Source organism: Sphingomonas sp. (genome assembly GCF_029239295.1).
In the GTDB taxonomy this organism is placed as follows: Bacteria; Pseudomonadota; Alphaproteobacteria; order Sphingomonadales; family Sphingomonadaceae; genus Sphingomonas.
Genome location: NZ_JAQZBC010000001.1, coordinates 25271 through 47198 on the forward strand (window position 1 = coordinate 25271; position 21928 = coordinate 47198).

Genomic DNA, 21928 nt, shown 5'->3' on the forward strand with positions numbered 1-21928 from the left:
CATGCTCCCGCGAGAAACAATCAGCCCCGCTTGCCCGCTTCTACCGCTGCATCGCTGGCGAGCCGGTCGGCGCGTTCATTCTCTGGATGCCCGGCATGACCCTTCACCCACTGCCACTGGACCGTGTGGCGGCCGGCCGCGTCGAGCAGCGCCTGCCACAGTTCGGCGTTCTTGACCGGCTTTCGGTCAGCGGTCTTCCATCCGTTCCGCTTCCACCCGTGGATCCACTTCGTCAGTCCGTCCATCACATACCGGCTGTCGGTGTAGACGGTGACATGGCACGGGCGGGTGAACGCATTCAGCGCCTCGATCGCGGCGGTCAGTTCCATGCGGTTGTTGGTGGTCAGCGGCTCGCCGCCCGACAATTCCTTCTCATGCGTGCCCATCCGCAACACCGCGCCCCAGCCACCTGGTCCGGGATTACCCTTGCACGCGCCGTCGGTGAACGCTTCGACTTTCGTGGTTTCCGTCATTGATTAGAGGTCACAGTTCCGGATCATAATGGTTGAGCCGCCGCACATAGGCGAGCGGGTCCTTGCGCATGACGAGCGCGTCCTGCGGGGTATTGAGCCAATCCCACGCGCGCGACAGGGCAAAGCGAATGCACGCGCCGCAGGCCAGCGTGTCGAATATCCCGCGTTCGAAGGGTGACAGCGGGAAATGCCGTTCATAGCCGGTAACCAGCGCATCACCCACTGCCGCATCGTAACGGCGCCCGTCGGCGTCGAAAGACCACGCGGTGTGCATCACCGCCAGATCGTAGACCCGAATGTCAGTGCAGGCGAAGTAGAAGTCGATCAGCCCCGTCACCCGGTCGCCCAGCATCAGGACATTGTCGGGGAACAGATCAGCGTGAATCGCGCCGCGATCGAGATCATGTGCAGGCCACTGCGCCTCCACCTTGTCCAGCGCAGTGCCGAGCGTGTCGTGCAGGCCGGGCGCTATCTCGTCCAGGCTGCGGCCGCACCGCTCGAACAGGGGGCGCCAGCTTTCCAGGCCCATGGAATTGGGTCTAGCCGGCGCGAAATCGGCCACGGCGCGGTGCATCGCGCCCATCGCGTCGCCGGCCGCCAGCGCCTGGGCGGGCGTGGGGTGCGATAGCGATACGCCCGACAGAAACTTGATCAGACAGGCCGGGCGGCCCTCCAGCTCCTGGATCTCGCGGCCCTCACGATCCTTGATCGCGGGAGGCACCGGCAGGCCCTTCGCATCGAGATGATCGAGCAACGCCATGAAGAAGGGCAGGTCGCCTGCCGCCACGCGCTTTTCGTAGAGCGTCAGGATGAATCGGCCGCGGTCGGTGTCCACCAGATAGTTCGAATTCTCGACACCCTCGGCGATGCCCTTCGCCGAAATCAGCTCGCCGACATCATAGCGTCGCAGGAACGCTGCCAGCGCTTCCGCCGATACGTGAGTATAGACTGCCACAACACACCCCGCATTTTTCTCGATCGTTCAGCGGGGTGCCCCGCTCGCGGCGCCGCCCGGCGTCGCTCGGATGAGCGGTCCGGTTACGCCGCTTGCTCCAGCGACCGCGGCAGCTTGAAGGCGATCGTTTCGCGGGTCGTTTCCTCTTCCCGCTCGGTCACGTCGTAGCGCGTCGACAAAAGGTCGACGAGTTCGCGCACCAGCAACTCGGGCGCCGAGGCACCGGCGGTCAGCCCCAGCGTGCCGACGCCTTCAAGGAACGCCCAGTCGAGATCCGCCGCGCGCTGCACCAGCATCGCGCGAACCCCCTCGCGCTCCGCCACTTCGACCAATCGCAGCGAATTGGAGGAATTGGGCGCGCCGATCACCAGCATCGCGTCGCACGCGCTGGCGATTGCCTTGACCGCCGCCTGGCGGTTCGACGTCGCGTAGCAGATGTCCTCGCCGCGCGGCGCCTGCATCGTCGGGAACCGCTGCTGCAGGATGCGCACCACTTCGGCCGTGTCGTCCACCGACAGCGTCGTCTGCGTCAGGAAGGCGAGGTTGGTGGGATCGGCGGGCTGCAGCGCCTCGGCATCCGCCGCGTCCTCGATCAGCGTCATCGCACCCTCGGGCACCTGGCCGAACGTGCCGATCACCTCCGGGTGGCCGGCATGGCCGATGAACAGGATGTGGCGGCCCGAGGCGACCAGCCGCTCGGCCTGACGGTGAACCTTCGACACCAGCGGGCATGTGGCATCGAGATATTCCAGCCCGCGCGCTTCGGCATTGGCCGGTACGGATTTTGGCACGCCATGCGCGGAAAAGACGACCGGTGCATCATCGGGCACCTCGTCCAGTTCCTCGACAAACACGGCGCCCTTCGCCTTCAGCGTGTCGACGACGAATTTGTTATGGACGATCTCGTGGCGGACATACACCGGCGCGCCATGTTTCTCGATCGCCAGTTCCACGATGCGGATCGCACGATCCACTCCGGCGCAGAAGCCGCGCGGGGCGGCGATCAGCAGTTCGAGCGCTGGCTTGTCGGTCATGCCTGCCGCTTACGCGATTGCCTGCCCGCACGGAAGGCGGTTATGAGCGCGCGGGCACTTCGTACCCGATTGCATGAGGTTTCTCCGCACGTGTCCTTTCGCACCCACGCGTCCCGCCCCGCTTTTCGCCTCGCCGGCGTTGCTCCGCTCGCCCTCGCTCTGCTCGCGGGCGGCTGCGCCAAGAGCGGCGACATTTCGCTGGACGGCGGCGTAGGGATCACGGCGGTACGGTCCGCTTGCCCGGTTGTCGGCGTTCCCGCCGGTACGGGCGACATCACGTTGTTCGATCCGGCGACCAGCCGCGATGCGAGCGCCATCGACGTGACGGCGGTGCTCACCAACGTGCGCGGCACGTGCGACGATACCGGTGCCGATGTGATCAGCAATGTCACCTTCGACGTCCATGCCCGGCGTACCCGCACCGATGGCCCGCGTGAGGTGACGCTGCCGTATTTCATCTCGATCGTCCGTGGCGGCACACAGGTCGTGGCGAAGCGCGTCGGCAACGTCGTGGTCCGGTTTGAGCCGGGTCAGTCGTTGGCGAGCACGTCCGGCCAGGCCAGCGCCAATGTGAACCGCGCTGCGGCGACCTTGCCCGATTCGGTCCGCGAACAGCTGACGCGCAAGCGCAAGGCGGGTGATCAGGACGCAGCGATCGATCCGCTTTCGACCCCGGAGGTCCGCCAGGCGGTGCTCGCCGCCAGCTTTGAGGCCCTCGTCGGGTTCCAGCTGACGCAGGATCAGTTGCGCTACAACGCCCAGCGCTGAGGGTTTCGGCGCGGGGCGATTGACTCGCCCCGCGCACCTCGCCACAGGCGCGAATAGTCGATGCCGGGCAACCGGCGTGGGCGCGCGGGAGAGTGCGGGCGGCCTTTCAGGCATGATCCGCCGCCGAAGGAGCAACCACCCCGGAATCTCTCAGGCAACAGGGACCGCGCGAACCCATCGACACTCTGGAAAGCGGCCCCGCCAAACGGCGTGGCCCACCGAAGGTGTAAGCACGGGCATGGCCCTGTGCGAAAGCTCTCAGGTTCCGTGACAGAGGGGGTTCGGTTCGTTTCGCCACCACGGCGGGACGATCGCCCTTGAAGACGGACGATCCGCGATGAGCGATCACGACGACGAAGACGTAATCATCGAAACCATGACGCTGCCGCTCGACGGCTGGCATCGTGCCCGCGGCGGCCGGATGGTCGAGTTCGCGGGCTATTGGATGCCGGTCCAGTTCGAAGGCATCATGGCCGAACATCTGTGGACGCGCGAAAACGCCGGCCTGTTCGATGTCAGCCACATGGGCCAGATCACCTTGCGCGGCGACGGCCTGGTGCCCGCGCTCGAGGCGATGATGCCCGCGGATATCGCCGGCCTCGCGCTCAACCGCGCCCGCTACTCGCTGCTGCTCGACGAAAACGGCGGCATCCTCGACGATCTGATGCTGACGCGCCTTCCCGCGGACGAGGACGGCGAGCGCATCTACATGGTCGTCAACGGCGCGACCAAATATGACGACATCGCGCACATGCTCGATCATCTGCCGGACGACATCACGCTGAACCTGATGGAGGACCATGCGCTGCTGGCGCTGCAGGGCCCCAAGGCAGTGGATGCACTGGTCCGGCTCGTGCCCGGCGTCGATGCTCTGGTGTTCATGCAGGCCGCACCCTTCACCTGGCAGGGACATGACCTGTGGATCAGCCGCTCGGGCTATACCGGCGAGGATGGCTTCGAGATCTCGATCCCGGCGGAGGGCGTCGAGGCCTTCGCCGATGCGCTGCTCGAGCAGCCAGAGGTGAAGCCGATCGGCCTTGGTGCGCGCGATTCGCTGCGGCTCGAGGCGGGCCTCCCGCTCTACGGCCATGATCTGTCGCCCGAGACGACGCCGGTGATGGCGGACCTCGGCTTCGCCTTGTTCAAGCGTCGCCGCGAGGAAGGCGGCTTCCCCGGCGCAGAGCGCATCCTGGCCGAGCGCGAGAACGGCCCCGCCACCAAGCGTGTCGGCCTGCTGGTCGAGGGGCGCCAGCCGGTACGAGAGGGCGCGACCGTGATCGATGAAGACGGCAGCACCGTCGGCAACGTCACGTCCGGCGGCTTCGCGCCGACTGTAGGGGCACCGATCGCCATGGCGTACGTTCCGCTCGCGATGGCCACGCCCGGCACCCCGATCCAGCTTTCGCAGCGCGGCAAGGTCCACACCGCCACCGTCACCGCAATGCCTTTCGTCCCCCACCGCTATGTCCGAGGAGCGAAGTAGATGAGCCGTTATTTCACCGAGGATCATGAGTGGATCGACGTCGACGGTGATGTCGGCACGGTCGGCATCTCGGATTATGCGCAGGGCCAGCTCGGCGACATCGTGTTCGTCGACGTGCCGGAAGCCGGCAAGTCGCTCGGCAAGGGTGACGAGGCCGCCGTGGTCGAAAGCGTGAAGGCTGCCAGCGATGTCTATTCGCCGGTCTCGGGTTCGGTGATCGAGGGCAATGCCGCGCTCGCCGACGAACCGGGCCTCGTGAACACCGATCCGGAAGGCGAGGGCTGGTTCTTCAAGCTGACCCTGTCCGACGCCTCGCAGCTCGACGGGCTGATGGACGAAACCGCCTACAAGGCGTTCGTCGAGAAGCTGTAAGATTTAACCGGCCGCCCCTTCGGGGGAGGGGCCGGGGTGGGGCCCGTCCGCACAAGATTGGTGCGGTGACGCCGATCCAGCAGCGCTTCCCTTCGGGGTAAGTGCGGAGACATGTGAATGCGCTACCTACCGCTTACCGACACCGATCGCCGCGAGATGCTCGCCGTCATCGGCGCCGGCTCGATCGATGACCTGTTCGTCGACGTGCCCGAATCCGCGCGCCTGTCCGGGCCCATCGCGAACTTGCCCGCGCATGCCAGCGAGCTGGCGGTCGAACGCCACATGACGAAGCTCGCGCGGCAGAATTTGTCCGCCGGCGAGGCGCCGTTCTTCCTCGGCTGCGGCGCGTATCGCCATCACGTGCCCGCCAGCGTCGATCACCTGATCCAGCGCGGCGAGTTTCTGACCGCCTACACGCCCTATCAGCCGGAAATCGCGCAGGGCACGCTGCAGATGCTGTTCGAATTCCAGACGCAGGTGGCACGCCTGCTCGGGACCGATGTGGCCAATGCATCGATGTACGACGGGTCGACGGCCTGCTGGGAGGCGATCGGCATGGCGCGCCGGATCACCAAGCGCGCCAAGGCGATCCTGTCGGGCGGTCTCCACCCGCATTACGTCTGCGTCGCCAGGACGATGGCGAAGTACACTGGCGATTCGCTGGAAACGTCGCTGCCGACGCTGACCGCCGAGACGGACGTCGACGCGCTGATCGCCAGCATCGATGACGATACCAGCTGCGTCGTCGTCCAATATCCCGACATCCTCGGCCGCATCACCGATCTTCAGCCGCTGGCCGACGCCTGCCACGCGAAGAAGGCGCTGCTGATCACCGTCGTCACCGAGCCGGTGGCACTCGGTGCGATCAAGTCGCCAGGTGAGATGGACGCCGATATCGTGGTGGGCGAGGGCCAGTCGATCGGCGTCGGCCTCCAGTTCGGCGGGCCCTATGTCGGCCTGTTCGGCTGCAAGGACAAATATGTCCGCCAGATGCCCGGCCGCCTGTGTGGTGAGACGGTGGATGCCGATGGCCGCCGCGGCTTCGTGCTGACGCTCTCCACCCGCGAGCAGCATATCCGCCGCGAGAAGGCGACCAGCAACATCTGCACCAACTCCGGCCTGTGTGCGTTGGCTTTCTCGATTCACATGACGCTGTTGGGGGAGGCGGGCCTTCGCCGGCTCGCCGGGATCAACCACGCGCAGGCATGCCGCGCGGCGGATCGCCTGGCCAAGGTGCCCGGCGTGCGCGTCGTCAACGACAGCTTCTTCAACGAATTCACGCTCGACCTTGGCCAGGAGGCACGCTCGCTGGTGCGCACGCTCGCCGAGCGCGGCGTGCTCGCTGGCGTATCGCTCGGCCGGCTCTATCCCGGCGAAGGCGCGCTGGAGAATGGCTTGGTCGTGGCGGTGACCGAAACCGTGACCGACGAGGATATCGAGGCGCTGGCGACCGCGCTTCAGGAGGTGCTGGCATGACCATCAACCAGAGCGGCTGGAAGCCCACGTCGCCCCAGGCCAATGAAGGCGGCGCGCCCGCGACCTTCACCGGCAACAAGGCGCTGATGCTGGAAGAGGCGCTGATCTTCGAGATCGGCGACGACCAGACCACCGGCGTCGATTTCGCTGGCGGCGAGGTGTCGACCGCCCGCCTCGGCAACCTCGCGCGCACCGCGTCGATCGGCCTGCCGGGCCTCAGCGAGCCGGAAACGGTGCGCCATTACACACGCCTCAGTCGGCAGAATTACGCCATCGACCTCGGTCTCTTCCCGCTCGGCTCGTGCACGATGAAGCACAACCCGCGCCTGAACGAGAAGATGGCGCGGCTGCCGGGCTTTGCCGACGTTCACCCGCTGCAGCCGGTCGACACGGTGCAGGGTGCGCTTGGCGTCATCAACGAGCTGGCCGTGTGGCTGATCGAACTGACCGGCATGCACGGCGTCGCGATGAGCCCCAAGGCCGGCGCCCACGGCGAGCTCTGCGGCATCCTGTGCATCAAGGCGGCGCTGGAAAAGCGCGGCGAGGGGCATCGCAAGGTCGTGCTGGTGCCGGAAAGCGCCCATGGCACCAACCCGGCGACGGCGGCCTTCGCCGGCTTCAGCGTCGAGGATATTCCCGCCACGCCGGAGGGGCGCGTCGACACCGAGGCGCTGAAGGCGCGACTTGGGCCGGACGTTGCGGCGGTGATGATCACCAACCCGAACACCTGCGGCTTGTTCGAACGTGATCTGAAGGCGATTTCGGACGCGGTCCACGCGGCCGGCGCCTATGTCTATTGCGACGGCGCGAACTTCAACGCGATCGTCGGCCGCGTGCGTCCGGGCGACCTCGGCGTCGATGCGATGCACATCAATTTGCACAAGACCTTCTCCACCCCGCACGGCGGCGGCGGCCCGGGTTCCGGCCCGACCGTGCTCTCGGAGGCGCTGGCGCCGTTTGGCCCGCTGCCCTTCACCGCGCGGATGAAGGACGGCCATATCGCGCTGATCGAGGAAGAGACGGCGGGCGACGATCATCCCGACACGTTCGGCCGCATGACCGCGTTCCACGGCCAGATGGGCATGTTCACCCGTGCGCTGACCTACATCCTCAGCCATGGCGCCGACGGCCTGCGTCAGGTCGCCGAAGATGCGGTGCTGAACGCCAACTATGTCCTGCGCAGCCTTGAGGACACGCTCGACGCGCCGTTCGCCTTCTCCGGCCCATGCATGCACGAGGCGATCTTCTCCGACGAAGGCTTCCCCGAAGGCTTCTCGACGATCGACGTCGCCAAGGCACTGATCGACGAGGGCTTCCACCCGATGACCATGTATTTCCCGCTGGTCGTCCATGGCGCGATGCTGGTCGAGCCAACCGAGACCGAATCGAAGGCGGCGCTCGATCAGTTCGTCGGCGCGCTGCGCTCGGTGGCGGAACGCGCCAAGGCGGGCGACCAGAGCCTCAAGACCGCGCCGCACTTCGCACCCCGCAGCCGGCTCGACGAGACGCTGGCCGCGCGCAAGCCGAAGCTGGTGTGGAAGGCGCCGGTCGTCACCAGCGAGGCGGCAGAGTAAATATGTCGGGCCGGGCGGTGCTGGCTGGCGCCGCCGGCCTGATTGGCGGGGCCGCCATCGGCCTGCTTGTCGCGCTGGCCTTTGTTCACCTGTGGCACAATGTACTGGGCCTCCCACCGCTCAACGACGATCCCAAACCGGGCATCGCAATGCTGGGCGGGGTGGTGCCGATCTCCATGGGAACCGGCGCGTTGCTCGGCACGGCCGGCATGGTGCGGCGTGCGCGGCGAGAGCAGTCGCTACGCCTTTGGCTGGTCGTGTTTGCTGTCGCGCTCGCGGTGATTTTGGCCGGTCTGGCCGCAATCATCGCCTGAGGACGCCCGGGAGGTCAGGCGTCGTTGCGTTTCGGCCGCAGTGACGCTGCCAGCATGATGCCGGCACTGATCTGCGCGAGGCCGTACAACCGGCGCCTTCCGGCATGGCGGCCGAACGGGCGGACCAATGCGTCCACCGCGCCGACATCCGATCGCCACAGCGCGACGTGGCGCTTGGGCTGCAACAGCCCCAGCAGCCCATCGCCGATCATGAACACCGCGGCCATTTCGGCCGATCGCTTGAGGCCCAGCGCCAGATTGTCGTCCATGCCGGGCTAAACGCTTGGGATCAGGCGGCGGGTTCCTTGGGATAAGGCGATGGGCCTCCTTCCGCGATGAACCGATCGACGCGCGCCTCGAGCACCGGGATCGGCACGCTGCCAAGGCTCAGCACCATGTCGTGAAAGTTGCGGATGTCGAACGTGTCGCCCAGTGCCTTTTCGGCCTTCGCGCGCGTGCGCTGAACCGCGAGTTGGCCCAGGTAATAGCTCAGCGCCTGCGCCGGCCAGCCGATGTAGCGGTCGACCTCTGTGGTGATCTCATGCTCGCTCAGCGCGGTATTCTCGCGGAAATATTGCAGCGCCTGGTCGCGCGTCCATCCCTTGGCATGGATACTGGTGTCGATCACCAGCCGGGCCGCCCGCCACGCCTGGTACGACAGCATGCCGAACCGCTCATAGGGCGTGCGATAGAAACCCATCTCGTCCCCCAGCCGCTCGGTATACAGCGCCCAGCCTTCGCCAAACGCCGAGATGTAGCTGTTGCGCCGGAACGGCTTCAGCGTGGTGTTTTCGATCGACAGCGGCATCTGGAAGGCGTGCCCCGGCGCGCTCTCGTGAAGCGTCAGCGCCGGCAGCTGGAACAGCGGGCGCGATGGCAGATCGTAGGTGTTGACCAGATACGTCCCCGGCCCGCCGCGCCCGGCGGTGTAGAAGGGCGCGATATCGGGCGGCACCTCGATGATCGCGAAGCGCTGGCGCGGCAGCCGGCCGAACCATTTGCCCGCCATCGCGTCGAACCGCTTCGCATGCCACGCCGCTTCCTTCATCAGCTCGTCGGCGGTCTTGGGGTAGAATTGCGGATCGGTGCGCAGGAACTTCAGGAACGCCGGCAGGTCGCCGTCGAACTTGGCGTCCTTCTTCACCTGCTCCATCTCGGCGCGGATCTTGGCGATTTCGGCCAGGCCCAGCGCGTGGATCGCGTCGGGCGTCATGTTTAGCGTCGTGAAGGCGCGAATGCGGCTGCGGTAATAGGCCGGGCCATTGTCATAGCGCGTCGCCGCCAGCTCGTTGGTCATGCCGGGAAAATAGTCGGTGCGCAGGAACGTCAGCAGCGTCTTGTGCGCGGGCACGATCTGCTCGGCGATGATCGCGCGCGCTTCCGCCTGCAACGCAGCGCGCCGATCGGCCGGGATCGACGCGGGCAGCTTGGCGAACGGCTGGTAATAGACCACCGACGTCGGATCGGTCGCCGTGGCGATGGTCTCTACCGCCTTGTCGCGACCCTGCATGATGACGGCGGGCGGGGTGAAGCCGCGCTTCAGGCCCAGCCTCATATTGTCGGTCTGCTGCGCCAGATACCGCGGCACGGTGCGCAGCCAGCTCAGGTATCTGCGATAATCCTTCTCGCCCCCGGCAAAGCTTCCCCGCGCGGTATAATGCAGGTCGCTCCAGAACGCGCTGTCGCCGTTCAGCGGCTTTTCCCATTCGCGGAACTGTTCTTCGTCGATCTGCGCCGCGATTTGCGCGCGATAGACCTGCCAGTCGATCAGCGTGTCGGGCGACAACCGCTTGGTATCGATCGCATCCAGCTTCGCCAGCGTTTCCTTCCAATAGGCGAGCCGCTTGGCATGCGCCTCGGCGGATACGTCGGGCAAGCGATCGTCCACCACGCCGGGCCCGGACTCGGCAATGCCTTCACCCTCGCGCCAGGCCCATTCGGCGCGCCAGATCGCGTCAAAGGCCGCGTCGGCGGGGGTAGCGGCAGGGGCAGGAGCGGTGGCAGCGGCAACAAGGGCCAGCGAAGTAACGAAGGGCATGTCAGGCTAGGTGTCCGATCATCACCATCCTCGCAAGCCGTCACTCCATCGAAATCGCGCCCTTCGTCTCCTTCCGCCGCCGCACATGCTCACGCCACACAATGTAGAGGCCCGACGCGATGATCACCGGCGCGCCCAGCCAGGTGCTTGGCACCGGCAGCATCCCGAACACGATCCAGCCGAACAGCGTCGCCCACAGCAGCGCGGTATAATCCATCGGCACCACCAGGCTGACGTCACCCAGCTGCAGCGACCGGGTCATTGCGATTTGCGCCACGCCGCCAAGCAGGCCGATCGCCAGCAGCAATGCCCACACAAGTGGCGTGTGCGCCTTCACCGAGAAGGCGTAGACCAGGGAAAGCGGCACCAGCGACAGGGTGGAAAACCAGAAAACGGTGGTCAGGCCCGACTCCGTCTTCCCGATCGTGCGCAGCAAAATCGAGATGCAGGCAGTGCAGAACGCCGCGCCCAGCCCGGTCATGATGCCCAGCGGCGGGATGTGCCCGTCGCCTGGCTGAGTGACGATCAGCACGCCGATGAAACCCGCCAGCACCGCCGCCCATCGCCGCCAGCCGGTTGCCTCGTGAAGAAGCAGCGCGCCCAGCACGGTCGCGAAGATCGGCATGGAGAAGCCAAGCGTCGTCGCCTCCGCCAGCGGCAGCAGCAGCAACGTCCAGAAGGTGAGCGACATGGCGGTCAGCCCGATGACGCAGCGAAGTACGTGCGCGCCGAATCGCTGCGTCTTGAGCGAGGCAAATCCCGGCCCCGCCCCGACGATTGAGGCCACCAGCAGTGCTGCCCCGAACTGCCGCCAGAACAGGATCTCGCCCAGCCCGGCGCCGTGCGCCTCCGCGACCTTGATCACCACGTTCATCGTCGCAAACAAGGCGACGGACGTAAGGCGCAGGCCGATGGCGCGAGCGACGTTATCCTGACCCATTGGAACAGGCCCTAGCGAGCGACCCCGCGAGAAGCTATCCGCGCCTGATGATCAAGCACGCACTCCCCGTCACGCGCGAGGCGGATTTCGCCGCCTGGTACCAAACCGTCATTTCGGAAGCCGACCTCGCCGAGGAATCGGGCGTGCGCGGCTGCATGGTCATCCGGCCATGGGGCTATGGCATCTGGGAGCGGATCCAGCGCCTGCTCGACGATCGCATCAAGGCGACCGGCCACGAAAATTGCTACTTCCCGCTCTTCATCCCTCTCTCCTATTTCGAGAAGGAGGCGGAGCATGTCGAAGGCTTCGCGAAGGAGATGGCGGTCGTCACCCACCATCGCCTCGTCTCGGACGGAAAGGGCGGCCTGACGCCCGATCCCGAGGCCAAGCTGGAGGAGCCGCTGGTCGTTCGTCCCACCAGCGAAACGGTGATCGGCACCGCCTTCTCCCGCTGGGTCCAGTCTTGGCGCGACCTCCCCGTTCTCATCAACCAATGGGCCAATGTCGTCCGCTGGGAGATGCGCACGCGCATGTTCCTGCGCACCAGCGAATTCCTCTGGCAGGAAGGGCACACCGCCCACGCCACCGCAGACGAGGCGCGCGAAGAGACGCTCAAGATGCTCGAAGTCTATCGCGACTTCGCCGAAAACTGCCTCGCCCTGCCGGTCATCGCTGGCGAAAAGCCGGAGAATGAGCGTTTCCCCGGCGCCGTCGCGACATACTCGATCGAGGCGATGATGCAGGATGGCAAGGCGCTCCAGGCGGGCACCAGCCACTTCCTGGGCACCAATTTCGCCCATGCGCAGAACATCCGTTTCCAGAACGCCAATGGTGAGCTGGAGTTTGCCAACACCACCAGCTGGGGCGTCTCGACCCGCATGATCGGCGGCGTCATCATGGTTCATGGCGACGACGACGGCCTGCGCGTGCCGCCCCGCATTGCGCCGTGGCAGGTGGTCATCGTCCCCATGCTGCGTGACAAGCCCGAGGATGCGGAGCTGGTCGATTATTGCAAGGCGCTGCAGGCGGATCTCGCCAGGCAGACCGCGCTGGGCGAACCGGTGCGCGCGCTGCTCGACCTGAAGCCCGCAAAGGCCGCGACGAAGCGCTGGGGGTGGGTGAAGAAAGGCGCGCCGATCATCGTCGAGGTCGGCCCGCGCGACATGGCCGGTGGCAACGTCTCGGTCGTCCGCCGCGACCGCCTCTACCGCGAGGACGGCAAGCTCGACAGCGGGATCGTCACCCGGGAGACGTTCGTCGAACAGGCCGGCGCGATGCTGGAGGACATTCAGGTAGCGCTCCACAAGGAGGCGTCCGAGCGGCTGAAGGCCAGCATCAGCCCGGTCGATGACTGGGCCGGCGTGGAGGCGATGTTTGCCGACAGCGCGGCCAAGCCGGGCTGGGCCGACGTCGCCTGGTCGCGCCCGACCGGCGCCGAGCTCGACAAGGTGGTCGAGCGGCTGAAGGCGCTGAAGCTCACGATCCGCAACGCGCCGATGGGGCAGACCGGCCATCCGGGCGCCGCCTGCATCTTCACCGGCGGCCCCGCCGTGGAACGCGTGCTGATCGGACGGTCCTACTGATGGCGATCTGGACCCGCCCGATCGACCTGGCGCAGCTCAACACCCTGGGGGAGGGCGTCCTCCCGGGGCTGCTGGAGATCGAGTTCACCGACCATGGCGACGACTGGTTGCGCGCCCGCATGCCGGTCAACAAGAAGGTGCATCAGCCGTTCGGTCGTCTCCACGGCGGTGCCTCGGTCGTGCTGGCGGAAACGGTCGCATCGGTCGCCGGAGCGATGGCCGTGCCGGAGGGCAAGGTGACCGTGGGGCTTGATATCAACGCCAATCACGTCCGCGCCGCGCGCGACGGCTATGTCCATGCCACCGCCAAGGCGGAGCAGCTCGGCCGCACCACGCAGGTGTGGACGATCCGGATCGAGGACGATGCCGGAAAGCTCATCTGCCTGTCGCGCATGACAGCCGCGGTGATCGACGCGGCCGCCGGCTGAACGTCGGGGCCGTTCGCCACGCCTCAGAAGCTGTGGTGGACGGCTTCCAGATTGCACCCGTCCGGGTCGAGCACGAACGCGGCATAATAGCCGGGGTGGTAATGCGGGCGCAGGCCCGGCGCGCCATTGTCCTCTCCGCCCGCCGCCAGCGCCGCCGCGTGGAACGCATCGACGCTGGCACGGTCAGGGGCCGCAACGGCAATGTGGATATTGCCGCTGATCGCACGCCCCTTCGCAATCCACAGGAACGGCTTCGGTCCGACGCCATAGCCCACCTGATCGGGCAGGTCCTCGGTGCCGCCCTGCACCATGACCCGCGTGATCCCGAGCGGCGCCAGCGCCTGCTCGTAGAAGGCAATGGAGCGCCGGATGTCGCTCACCGCGATGCTCACATGATCCAGCATGGCTACCTCCCTGAATGGCGGACGGCGGACCGGCCGCCGCCCGGACTGCGGCCCTAGCGGTTCCCGCCGATGAAGTCGCCGAACCCGCCCAGCGCCGATCCTTCGCCGCGATTGCCGCCGCCGCCCTGTGCCGCCGCCATCATCCGGCCGGCCAGCCGCGCGAACGGGAGCGACTGGACCCACACCTTCCCCGGCCCGGTCAGCCGCGCATAGAACATGCCTTCGCCGCCGAAGATCATGCTCTTCACCCCGCGCACCATCTCCAGGTCGAACTCGACCGAAGGGGTGAAGGCGGCAAGACAGCCGGTATCGACGTGCAGCTGCTCGCCGGGGGCAAGCTCGCGCTCCACCAGCGTGCCGCCCATCTGGACGAAGACCCAGCCGTCGCCTTCCAGCTTCTGCATGATGAAGCCTTCGCCGCCAAACAGCCCGGTCATCATCCGCCGCTGAAACGCGACGCCGATCGACACGCCCTTCGCCGCCGCGAGGAAGCTGTCCTTCTGGCAAATCAGTGTGCCGCCCAGATCGGCGAGGCGGATCGGCAGGATCGTGCCCGGCGTGGGGCTGGCGAAGGCCACCCGCGCCTTGCCCGATCCGCGATGCGTGAAGACCGTGGTGAACAGGCTTTCACCGGTGACGAGGCGCTTGCCCGCCCCCAGCAGCTTGCCCATGAAGCCGCCGTCGCTGCCGCCCGAACCGTCACCGAAGACGGTGGTCATCTCGATCGAGGCATCCTTCCACACGAACGCGCCCGCCTCCGCGACCGCGCTTTCGCCCGGGTCCAGCTCGATCTCGACGAACTGCAGTTCCTGTCCCTTGATCTCGAAATCGATGTCGTCCGACAAACCGGTGCGGGCGTGATGGGACCAGGGGCCGGCCATGTGAAATACTCCATTCGTCTGTGTTGATCGCGTAACACACAGATAGCTGAGGATGCGCTTGCGGGGGAAGGGGGATCGTCGCGCAAGTCGCCGTACGCCGGGCACGGCATAGACTTTGTTGCCCGCCCCCGCACTCGATCTAGGTTCGCGATCCGGCGATCACGCGATAGCTTCCCCGTCAAAGCCTGAAGGAGAGTGTTCGTGAGCAAGGCCAATTACCGTCCGGAAACGCTGGCGCTGCATGCCGGGTGGCGCGCGGATCCCGCCACCGGATCGGTCGCGCCGCCGATCTTCCAGACGACCTCCTACCAGTTCCGCGATGCCGATCACGCCGCCGGGCTGTTCGCGTTGCAGGAACTCGGCAACATCTACACCCGCATCGGCAACCCGACGACCGACATCCTCGAACAGCGGATCGCCGCGATCGAGGGCGGCGCGGCGGCGGTCGCGGTCGCATCCGGTCAGGCAGCGTCAGCTTATTCGGTGCAGAACCTGGCGCGCGCCGGCGACAATATCGTCAGCGCGACCGACCTGTACGGCGGCACCTATAACCTTTTCGCGAACACGCTGCGCGACATGGGGATCGAAACCCGCTTCGTGGACCCGAGCGACCCCGGCGCTTTCGCCCGCGCCTCCGACGATCGCACGCGCGCCTGGTATGTCGAAACACTGCCCAATCCGAAGCTGGTCGTCTCGCCGCTGGCGGAAATCGCCACCGCGGGGCGCGAACTCGGCATCCCGCTGATCGTCGATAATACCGCTGCGCCCTTGCTCGCCCGCCCGCTTGATCATGGCGCCGCGATCGTCGTTTATTCGACCACCAAATATATCGGCGGCCACGGTACCTCGATCGGCGGCATGATCGTGGATGGCGGCAATTTCGACTGGTCGGCGCATCCGGAGCGCCAGCCGCTGCTCAACACTCCTGACCCCAGCTATCACGGTGCCGTCTGGGCAGAGGCGGCGAAGCCGCTCGGCCCGATCGCTTATGCGCTGCGCGCCCGCACCGTGCTGCTGCGCGATCTCGGCGCGGCGCTGTCGCCGTTCAATGCCTTCCAGATCCTTCAGGGGCTGGAAACGCTGCCGCTGCGCATGCCGCGGCATTGCGACAATGCGCTGAAGGTGGTGGAATTCCTGAAGGGCCGCACGGACGTCACGCGCATCATCCACCCCTCGGTGCAGGAGGGCGAGCAGCGCGCCCGCGCCGATCGCTATCTCGCCGGGGGCCTCGGCGGCCTGGTCGGGATAGAGCTCGCCAGCGGCCGGGACGGTGGCCGGCGCTTCATCGACGCGCTTCAGCTATTCTATCACGTCGCCAATATCGGCGACGCGCGCAGCCTCGCGATCCATCCCGCCTCCACCACCCATTCGCAATTGTCGGAGGAGGAGCAGTTCGCGACCGGCGTCTCGGCCGGCTACGTCCGCTTGTCGATCGGGCTTGAACATATCGACGACATCCTCGCCGATCTCGCGCAGGCGCTGGACGCAGCAAAGGGCTGATCCGCCGGTTATGGCGTCACGCCCTGCGTGGTGTTGACGCCCCCGGTGCGGGGTCTTTATCAGGGCAACCGGGCGGTCACTGTTGGGCCGCCCTTGCTCTTTCAAGGAGACGCCCCGTGTCGATCACCGCCCTGATGCCCGTTTATCCCCGCTGCGGGGTGCGGCCAGTGCGAGGCGAGGGGTGCCATCTGATCAGCGAGGATGGCCGCCGTTTCCTGGATTTCGCCAGCGGCATCGCGGTGAACGCGCTCGGCCACGGCCATCCCAAGCTGGTGAAGGCGATCGCCGATCAGGCCGCGACGCTGATGCACGTCAGCAATCTGTACGGCAGCCCGCAGGGCGAACAGTTCGCGCAGCGGCTGGTCGACAATACCTTTGCCGACACCGTGTTCTTCACCAATTCCGGCGCCGAGGCGGTGGAATGCGCGATCAAGACCGCGCGTCGCTATCACTTCGCCAACGGCAATCCGCAGCGCCACGATCTCATCACCTTCTCGATGGCGTTCCACGGCCGCACCATGGGCACCATCTCGGCCACCAACCAGTCGAAGATGCGCGACGGGTTCGAGCCGCTGCTGCCGGGCTTCAAATACGCCGAGTTCAACGATCTCGAAGGCGCGCTGGCGCTGATCGATGAGAACACCGCCGGCTTCCTGGTCGAACCGATCCAGGGCGAAGGCGGCATCCGCGCCGCGACGCCGGAGTTCCTCAAGGGCCTGCGCAAGGCGTGCGACGAACACGGCCTGCTGCTGGTGCTCGACGAAGTGCAGGCGGGCTACGGCCGGACCGGCAAGCTCTTCGCGCACGAGCTTTACGGCATCACCCCGGACATCATGGCCTCAGCCAAGGGCATCGGCGGCGGCTTCCCGCTCGGCGCCTGCCTCGCCACCGAGGAAGCGGCCAAGGGCATGGTGATCGGCACGCACGGCTCCACCTATGGCGGCAACCCGCTGGCGATGGCCGCGGGTGAGGCGGTGCTCGACGTGATCCTGGAAGACGGCTTCCTCGATCGCGTCACGCAGATGGGTGAGCGGCTGCGCTCGGGTCTCGAACAGATGATCCCGAACTACGATCACCTGTTCGACAGCGTGCGCGGTCACGGCCTCATGCTCGGCCTGAAGCTCAAGAGCGACAGCCGCCGCTTCGTCGAATTCGCCCGCGACAACCACGGCTTGCTGCTGGTCTCGGCCGGCGAGAATGTCGTGCGCGTCCTACCGCCGCTGGTGATCGACGAAAGCCACATCGCTGAGTGCATCGAGAAGCTCAGCGAGGCGGCGCGCGTCTACGTTCCCGCCAGCGACGATTGATGAACAGGCTCCGGTGCATGGCGCCGGAGCCGTTCGGACGCATCTGGCCGACCCCAATTCGATCGAGGCCGATTTTCGCCGGATAGCGGCCGCCCATGATGTGCATGAGGCCATTGGAGGAGCTGAAGTGACCCGCCATTTCTTGAATCTGTCGGACGCTGGTGCCGATGGCATCGCCGCCATTCTCGCGGACGCGCTCGATCGCAAGAAGGCGCGCGCCGGCTGGACGAAGGGCCGCGTAGACGCCGATGCGCCGCTCGCAGGTCACGTGCTGGCGATGATCTTCGAGAAGAACTCCACCCGCACCCGCGTCTCCTTCGACATGGCGGTGCGCCAGCTCGGCGGCCAGTCGATCGTCATGGAGGCAGGGCAGATGCAGCTCGGCCGCGGCGAAACAGTCGCCGACACCGCCCGCGTCCTGTCGGGCTATGTCGACGCGATCATGATCCGCACCGACGATCATGCGAAAGTCGAGGAAATGGCGCATTATGCGAGCGTTCCGGTGATCAACGGCCTCACCGACGCGTCGCACCCCTGTCAGATCGCCGCCGACCTCCTGACCATCATCGAACAGGGCAAGGCGCTTCCCGGCCTGAAGGTCGCATGGCTGGGCGACGGCAACAACGTCCTCGCCTCGATCGTCGAGGCGGCCGGACTGATGCAGTTCGACGTGGTCGCTGCCTGTCCGCAGGGCTTCCAGCCGTCGGAGGCAGATCTGGCGCTCGGCAAGGGCCGCGCCACGGTCGTCGGCAACGCGCGCGAGGCCGTCGAAGGTGCCGACATCGTCGTGACGGACACCTGGATTTCGATGGGGCAGGCGCACGCCGATACCAAGCTCGCGGCGATGATCCCATTCCAGGTCGACGCCGCGCTGATGGCGACGGCCAAGCCGGATGCGAAGTTCCTCCACTGCCTGCCTGCCCACCGCGGCGAAGAAGTGACACCCGATGTAATCGATGGGCCACAGTCGCTGATCTGGGCAGAGGCGGAAAACCGTTTGCACGCGCAAAAGTCCATTCTGCGCTGGTGCTTGGGACAGATCGGTTGATCCCGATCTTCTCCCGCACCATCTAGGCCGTCGTTCCCGTTCTCCCCGGATAGGCCAGGGCGCCCATGCTCGCGTGGGCGGTTCTTCGACGGGCAAGGCGCCAATGATCAGCATGCAGACTGTTCGACCCGATTTCGACCGTGCGATTGGTTTCACCATCCCGGCGCAGAATGCCCGCGGCCGCATGGTTCGGCTTGGCCCGGTCCTTGACGAAATCCTGGCGGCGCACGCTTACCCGCCGGTAATCGAATCCCTGCTGGCCGAGGCGCTGACGGTGACGGCACTGGTCGGCGCGACGCTGAAAGATGTAAATGGTCAGTTGACGCTGCAGACGCAGAGCGAGGGCGGTGTCGTCCGCCTGCTGGTGTGCGACTACCGTGGCGGCGAGATCCGCGGCTATGTGCAGTTTGATGCCGATCTGCTCGCAGCGGCGCCAGCCGCTCCTGCGCTCGCCGACCTGTTCGGGAAGGCCTATCTCGCCATCACCTTCGACCTGGCGACCACGAAGGAACGCTATCAGGGCATCGTGCCGCTCGACGGCGATCGACTTGCCGATGCCGTGCAAAGTTATTTTGCGCAGTCCGAGCAGATTCCGACTCAAGTTCGCGTTGGCTTCGCAAAGCAGGATGGTCGCTGCATCGCTGGTGGCTTGCTGCTTCAACATCTGCCGGAGGGCGAGGAGGGGCGCGAGCGTCTCCATACCAAGCTCGATCATCCCGAATGGGAACATGTCGCCGCGCTTGGAGCGACCATGGGTGCGGATGAACTGGCCGATCCGTCGCTGCCGCTCGAATCCTTGCTGTGGCGCTTGTTCAACGAGGAGGACGAGGTGCGCGTCCTCGCAGAGACGGTACTGAGCCGGGGCTGCCGGTGCACCCTTGAGCATATCCGCGGCGTGCTGGCGGAATTCCCGCATGAGGAGCGTCTTGAAATGGCGGATGAAAACGGGATCATTGGCGTCGATTGCGCCTTCTGCTCGACCGTTTTTCCGGTGTCGGTGGAGGAACTTGCCGGCTGAGTAGACGTGGGGAGAAGCCGCCCCGCAGGCAGGCCGAGCGCTATCGTTAGCATGATCTTAACGTCTGACGCGTACAGCAAGCTATGTGCTTCTAGCCGAGCACTTCTCTCCCTAGTTTTGCCCTCTAGCCGGGGCTCCCTGGCCGTTCGCTCGTTCGAACGGCCTTTTTCTTGCGCTCCGTTCCTTGCATCAGGTCGCTGATGGGCCTAGCCGCCGCGCGATCATGACAAACGATCAACCATCTGCCGTCGTCCTCGTCTCGGGCGGGCTGGATTCGATGATTTCCGCCGCCTTGGCGCGCGAGGCCGGCTATCGCATCTATGCGCTGTCGATCGACTATAATCAGCGTCATCAGGTGGAGCTCGCGGCAGCGCGCCAGATTGCTCGCGAACTCGGCGCGGTACGCCACGTGGTGCTGCCGATCGATCTCTCCGCCTTTGGTGGCTCAGCGCTGACCGCAGACATCGACGTGCCCAAGGATGGCGTGGGTGAGGGCATTCCGATCACCTATGTCCCTGCGCGCAATACGGTTTTCCTCAGCCTGGCGCTCGCCTGGGCGGAAACCGTGGGCGCCCGCGCGCTCTTCATCGGCGTCAATGCGCTTGATTATTCCGGCTACCCTGACTGCCGGCCTGAGTTCATCGCCGGCTTCGAACGACTGGCCGAACTCGCAACCAAGGCCGGGGTCGAAGGCCACGCCTTCCGCATCAAGGCGCCGCTTCAGCACATGACGAAGGCGGACATTGTTCGTGAGGGCGATCGGCTCGGCCTCGATCTGGGGCTTAGCTGGTCGTGCTACGATCCGGCGCCCGGCGGCCTGCATTGCGGCCTGTGCGACAGTTGCCGGCTGCGGCACAAGGGATTTGAAGATGCTGGGATCGCCGATCCCACGGCTTACGCGACCACCCCACCGGCGCCCTGACGATGAGCTACGCGGTCAAGGAAATGTTCCTGACGCTTCAGGGTGAAGGCGTTCAGGCGGGGCGGCGCGCGGTGTTTGTGCGCTTTGCCGGATGCAACCTGTGGAGCGGACGCGAAGAGGATCGCGCCACCGCTGTCTGCAAGTTCTGCGACACCGACTTTGTTGGTATGAATGGATTGGGCGGCGGCCGCTTTGCTGATGCCGATGCGCTTGCCGCAGCGGTGGTCGCCATGTGGGAAGGCGGCGAGAAGGACCGGTTCGTTGTCCTGACGGGCGGCGAACCCATGCTTCAGGTCGACGACGCCCTGGTCGACGCCCTGCACGCGGCAGGCTTCTTCCTGGCGATCGAAAGCAACGGCACCCTTCCTGTGCACCCTGGGATTGACTGGGTCTGCATCAGCCCGAAGGCGGGAAGCGACACCGTTCAGCGCAGCGGCGATGAACTGAAGGTCGTTTGGCCGCAAGCCGGCGCGGACCTGGTGAGCATGGAAGACTGGCGCTTCCACCACTTCCTCCTCCAGCCGCTCGATGACCCCAACGCGGCGGCCAATCAGGCCGCGGCGATGGAGATGGTCATGGAACGGCCGCGCTGGCGCCTTTCATTGCAGACGCACAAGCTGCTCGGGCTGCGCTAGGCCGAGCAGCTTGTTGTCAGGCGGCGGGACGGGTCCCGCTGCCGTTGCTCCTCAATGCTTCTTCTTCAGCCCATGGAGCTTGTGCCACAGGTAGAAGCCGCCTGCGACGACCAGCGTCAGGCCGATCGCCAGATCCGCCTGGTGGAAGAACGCCTTCAGGCGCGGATCGTTGTTCCACGACTGGCCGAGCTGCGACCCGATCCACGCCAGCAGGAAGCAGAACGGCCACGATCCGATGAAGGTGTAGACGTGGAACGGGATCAGCTTCATGCGCGCAACCCCGGCTGGGAAGGCGATGAAGGTGCGGATGATCGGCAGCATCCGGCCGATCAGAATGGCTGCAGCACCCCAGCGATTGAAGAAACGGTCCGCCATGTCGAGCTCCCCCGGGCCGACCAGGACGTACTTGCCCCATTTCTCCGCCATCGGGCGCCCCCCGCGGCGGCCGATTTCATAGGCGACGACCGAGCCGACGTTGCAGCCAAACGCGCCGGCAGTTGCTGCCAGATAGATGTTCATTTCCCCGGTGGAGACCAGATAGCCGGCAAAGGGCATGATGATCTCGGAGGGCAGCGGGATGCAGGCACTCTCGATCGCCATCAGCAGCACGATGCCCCAATATCCGCCGGCACGGATCACCCCGACGGTGAAGATGGCGAGGGCAGCAAGTATCTTCTCGAACATGGCCGCGCCTGTGGGCGAAGGCAGCAGGTCGGTCAATCGGCTTAGGAGTCTGCCGACCGACTTGCTTTCCTATCCGCACGACATTGCCTGT

23 protein-coding genes and 1 riboswitch are annotated in these 21928 nt (G+C 66.0%); of the genes, 14 read left to right on the forward strand and 9 right to left on the reverse strand.

The annotated features are described in order from the left end of the window. Positions 1-20: 20 nt before the first annotated feature. From rnhA to ispH, 3 genes are all read right to left on the reverse strand, one after another. Positions 21-473: a ribonuclease HI gene (rnhA, locus tag K0S66_RS00120; protein ID WP_301073034.1), complete on the reverse strand. Its 453-nt coding sequence runs from the start codon at positions 471-473 to the stop codon at positions 21-23. A 10-nt stretch (positions 474-483) separates the two neighbouring features. Next, positions 484-1428, reverse strand: coding sequence for a homoserine kinase (thrB, locus tag K0S66_RS00125; protein ID WP_301073035.1), 945 nt, complete (start codon positions 1426-1428; stop codon positions 484-486). Positions 1429-1511: 83 nt separating this feature from the next. Further along, positions 1512-2462, reverse strand: coding sequence for a 4-hydroxy-3-methylbut-2-enyl diphosphate reductase (gene ispH, locus K0S66_RS00130; protein WP_301073036.1), 951 nt, complete (start codon positions 2460-2462; stop codon positions 1512-1514). Between the two features lie 159 nt (positions 2463-2621). On the opposite strand from ispH, the gene K0S66_RS00135 reads away from it, so the two are divergent. The 6 genes from K0S66_RS00135 (at position 2622) to K0S66_RS00160 (ending at position 8449) form a co-directional block, all read left to right on the forward strand. Then, positions 2622-3230, forward strand: a complete 609-nt coding sequence (locus tag K0S66_RS00135) for a hypothetical protein (RefSeq protein WP_301073331.1) — start codon at positions 2622-2624, stop codon at positions 3228-3230. A gap of 75 nt (positions 3231-3305) precedes the next feature. Next, positions 3306-3407: riboswitch (glycine riboswitch) on the forward strand. A gap of 160 nt (positions 3408-3567) precedes the next feature. Then, complete coding sequence (gcvT, locus tag K0S66_RS00140) at positions 3568-4713, forward strand: glycine cleavage system aminomethyltransferase GcvT (protein ID WP_301073037.1); 1146 nt, start codon at positions 3568-3570, stop codon at positions 4711-4713. After that, positions 4714-5085: a glycine cleavage system protein GcvH gene (gcvH, locus tag K0S66_RS00145; RefSeq protein ID WP_301073038.1), complete on the forward strand. Its 372-nt coding sequence runs from the start codon at positions 4714-4716 to the stop codon at positions 5083-5085. Between the two features lie 117 nt (positions 5086-5202). Continuing rightward, positions 5203-6561 carry an aminomethyl-transferring glycine dehydrogenase subunit GcvPA gene (gene gcvPA, locus K0S66_RS00150; RefSeq protein ID WP_301073039.1) on the forward strand — a complete coding sequence of 453 codons (1359 nt, stop codon included), beginning with the start codon at positions 5203-5205 and terminating at the stop codon, positions 6559-6561. Next, positions 6558-8135 carry an aminomethyl-transferring glycine dehydrogenase subunit GcvPB gene (gene gcvPB, locus K0S66_RS00155; RefSeq protein ID WP_301073040.1) on the forward strand — a complete coding sequence of 526 codons (1578 nt, stop codon included), beginning with the start codon at positions 6558-6560 and terminating at the stop codon, positions 8133-8135. Before gcvPA ends, gcvPB begins: the two co-directional genes overlap by 4 nt. A 17-nt stretch (positions 8136-8152) precedes the next feature. Next, entirely contained in the window at positions 8153-8449 is a 297-nt protein-coding gene (locus K0S66_RS00160) for a hypothetical protein (RefSeq protein ID WP_301073041.1), read from the forward strand. A 14-nt stretch (positions 8450-8463) separates the two neighbouring features. Here the strand turns inward: K0S66_RS00160 and K0S66_RS00165 are convergent, their stop codons facing one another. Genes K0S66_RS00165 through K0S66_RS00175 form a run of 3 tightly spaced genes read right to left on the reverse strand, consistent with a single transcriptional unit; the run spans position 8464 to position 11427 of the window. Next, the gene (locus K0S66_RS00165; RefSeq protein ID WP_301073042.1) at positions 8464-8718 is read right to left on the reverse strand and encodes a hypothetical protein; all 255 of its coding nucleotides are present in this window, start codon (positions 8716-8718) and stop codon (positions 8464-8466) included. Positions 8719-8738: 20 nt separating this feature from the next. Then, complete coding sequence (locus K0S66_RS00170) at positions 8739-10487, reverse strand: DUF885 family protein (protein ID WP_301073043.1); 1749 nt, start codon at positions 10485-10487, stop codon at positions 8739-8741. A gap of 40 nt (positions 10488-10527) precedes the next feature. Continuing rightward, positions 10528-11427: a DMT family transporter gene (locus K0S66_RS00175; RefSeq protein WP_301073044.1), complete on the reverse strand. Its 900-nt coding sequence runs from the start codon at positions 11425-11427 to the stop codon at positions 10528-10530. 47 nt (positions 11428-11474) lie between these two features. On the opposite strand from K0S66_RS00175, the gene proS reads away from it, so the two are divergent. Together proS and K0S66_RS00185 are read left to right on the forward strand one after the other, a co-directional pair. Beyond that, complete coding sequence (gene proS, locus K0S66_RS00180; RefSeq protein WP_301073045.1) at positions 11475-13010, forward strand: proline--tRNA ligase; 1536 nt, start codon at positions 11475-11477, stop codon at positions 13008-13010. Then, complete coding sequence (locus tag K0S66_RS00185) at positions 13010-13438, forward strand: hotdog fold thioesterase (protein ID WP_301073046.1); 429 nt, start codon at positions 13010-13012, stop codon at positions 13436-13438. The genes proS and K0S66_RS00185 overlap by 1 nt, the downstream gene beginning before the upstream one ends. Positions 13439-13461: 23 nt before the next feature. On the opposite strand, the gene K0S66_RS00190 is transcribed toward K0S66_RS00185, so the two are convergent. Both K0S66_RS00190 and K0S66_RS00195 read right to left on the reverse strand, forming a co-directional pair. Continuing rightward, positions 13462-13842: a VOC family protein gene (locus K0S66_RS00190; RefSeq protein WP_301073047.1), complete on the reverse strand. Its 381-nt coding sequence runs from the start codon at positions 13840-13842 to the stop codon at positions 13462-13464. 53 nt (positions 13843-13895) lie between these two features. After that, positions 13896-14723 carry a TIGR00266 family protein gene (locus K0S66_RS00195; protein WP_301073048.1) on the reverse strand — a complete coding sequence of 276 codons (828 nt, stop codon included), beginning with the start codon at positions 14721-14723 and terminating at the stop codon, positions 13896-13898. A 201-nt stretch (positions 14724-14924) separates the two neighbouring features. Between K0S66_RS00195 and K0S66_RS00200 the strand changes: the two genes are divergently transcribed. From K0S66_RS00200 to queE, 6 genes are all read left to right on the forward strand, one after another. Further along, positions 14925-16223: a PLP-dependent transferase gene (locus K0S66_RS00200; protein ID WP_301073049.1), complete on the forward strand. Its 1299-nt coding sequence runs from the start codon at positions 14925-14927 to the stop codon at positions 16221-16223. A 116-nt stretch (positions 16224-16339) separates the two neighbouring features. Continuing rightward, entirely contained in the window at positions 16340-17530 is a 1191-nt protein-coding gene (locus K0S66_RS00205; protein ID WP_301073050.1) for an aspartate aminotransferase family protein, read from the forward strand. A 127-nt stretch (positions 17531-17657) separates the two neighbouring features. Then, the gene (gene argF, locus K0S66_RS00210; RefSeq protein WP_301073051.1) at positions 17658-18578 is read left to right on the forward strand and encodes an ornithine carbamoyltransferase; all 921 of its coding nucleotides are present in this window, start codon (positions 17658-17660) and stop codon (positions 18576-18578) included. Positions 18579-18690: 112 nt separating this feature from the next. Beyond that, positions 18691-19596, forward strand: coding sequence for an Hsp33 family molecular chaperone HslO (locus K0S66_RS00215; RefSeq protein WP_301073052.1), 906 nt, complete (start codon positions 18691-18693; stop codon positions 19594-19596). 223 nt (positions 19597-19819) lie between these two features. After that, positions 19820-20518: a 7-cyano-7-deazaguanine synthase QueC gene (gene queC, locus K0S66_RS00220; protein ID WP_301073053.1), complete on the forward strand. Its 699-nt coding sequence runs from the start codon at positions 19820-19822 to the stop codon at positions 20516-20518. Between the two features lie 2 nt (positions 20519-20520). Next, positions 20521-21153 (forward strand): 7-carboxy-7-deazaguanine synthase, encoded by a 633-nt coding sequence (queE, locus tag K0S66_RS00225; protein ID WP_301073054.1) that lies wholly within the window; start codon positions 20521-20523, stop codon positions 21151-21153. Between the two features lie 51 nt (positions 21154-21204). Here queE and K0S66_RS00230 read toward each other — a convergent pair whose 3' ends face one another. Further along, complete coding sequence (locus tag K0S66_RS00230) at positions 21205-21837, reverse strand: DedA family protein (RefSeq protein WP_301073055.1); 633 nt, start codon at positions 21835-21837, stop codon at positions 21205-21207. Positions 21838-21928 lie beyond the last annotated feature (91 nt).

Bases quoted from the DNA above. Each gene is read 5' to 3' on its own strand.
- rnhA (WP_301073034.1), bottom strand. From the start codon at position 473: ATGACGGAAACCACGAAAGTCGAAGCGTTCACCGACGGCGCGTGCAAG.
- ispH (WP_301073036.1), bottom strand. From the start codon at position 2,462: ATGACCGACAAGCCAGCGCTCGAACTGCTGATCGCCGCCCCGCGCGGC.
- gcvT (WP_301073037.1), top strand. From the start codon at position 3,568: ATGAGCGATCACGACGACGAAGACGTAATCATCGAAACCATGACGCTG.
- gcvH (WP_301073038.1), top strand. From the start codon at position 4,714: ATGAGCCGTTATTTCACCGAGGATCATGAGTGGATCGACGTCGACGGT.
- gcvPA (WP_301073039.1), top strand. From the start codon at position 5,203: ATGCGCTACCTACCGCTTACCGACACCGATCGCCGCGAGATGCTCGCC.
- gcvPB (WP_301073040.1), top strand. From the start codon at position 6,558: ATGACCATCAACCAGAGCGGCTGGAAGCCCACGTCGCCCCAGGCCAAT.
- K0S66_RS00165 (WP_301073042.1), bottom strand. From the start codon at position 8,718: ATGGACGACAATCTGGCGCTGGGCCTCAAGCGATCGGCCGAAATGGCC.
- K0S66_RS00170 (WP_301073043.1), bottom strand. From the start codon at position 10,487: ATGCCCTTCGTTACTTCGCTGGCCCTTGTTGCCGCTGCCACCGCTCCT.
- K0S66_RS00175 (WP_301073044.1), bottom strand. From the start codon at position 11,427: ATGGGTCAGGATAACGTCGCTCGCGCCATCGGCCTGCGCCTTACGTCC.
- proS (WP_301073045.1), top strand. From the start codon at position 11,475: ATGATCAAGCACGCACTCCCCGTCACGCGCGAGGCGGATTTCGCCGCC.
- K0S66_RS00185 (WP_301073046.1), top strand. From the start codon at position 13,010: ATGGCGATCTGGACCCGCCCGATCGACCTGGCGCAGCTCAACACCCTG.
- K0S66_RS00190 (WP_301073047.1), bottom strand. From the start codon at position 13,842: ATGCTGGATCATGTGAGCATCGCGGTGAGCGACATCCGGCGCTCCATT.
- K0S66_RS00195 (WP_301073048.1), bottom strand. From the start codon at position 14,723: ATGGCCGGCCCCTGGTCCCATCACGCCCGCACCGGTTTGTCGGACGAC.
- K0S66_RS00215 (WP_301073052.1), top strand. From the start codon at position 18,691: ATGCAGACTGTTCGACCCGATTTCGACCGTGCGATTGGTTTCACCATC.
- queC (WP_301073053.1), top strand. From the start codon at position 19,820: ATGACAAACGATCAACCATCTGCCGTCGTCCTCGTCTCGGGCGGGCTG.
- queE (WP_301073054.1), top strand. From the start codon at position 20,521: ATGAGCTACGCGGTCAAGGAAATGTTCCTGACGCTTCAGGGTGAAGGC.
- K0S66_RS00230 (WP_301073055.1), bottom strand. From the start codon at position 21,837: ATGTTCGAGAAGATACTTGCTGCCCTCGCCATCTTCACCGTCGGGGTG.